Source organism: Planococcus sp. RAB007_Raresut (genome assembly GCF_057369535.1).
In genome coordinates this window covers 1-232 of record NZ_JBXYIF010000286.1, presented here as the reverse complement: position 1 = coordinate 232, position 232 = coordinate 1, and the positions used below count along the sequence as shown (strand labels likewise).

Sequence of the window (232 nt, the reverse complement as noted above, 5' to 3'; positions counted from 1 at the left end):
ACTGTGCTTGGTAAGGTGGGAGAATGGCTAACCCCCCATTGCGACGATCTAAATCCCACGCCGTCCCGATTCTAAAGTTACGATTCAATTCAAGTGGCTCGTATTGCGACAATACCCCGACTGTTGTAATTCCCGAGTTCGTGCAGTTTGACAATGGGAAATCGATAATGCGGTACTTTCCGCCGAAATTCACGGCCGGTTTCGCCGTTTTTCGCGTAAGAGGCCCCAATCG

At 50.4% G+C, this 232-nt stretch carries 1 protein-coding gene; it reads right to left on the bottom strand.

Annotated elements, in window-relative coordinates; translation table 11 throughout:
* Positions 1-232, bottom strand: a 232-nt coding sequence (locus AC2Q9J_RS18555; RefSeq protein WP_499042210.1) for a sugar phosphate nucleotidyltransferase, incomplete at both ends; no start/stop codon positions are given.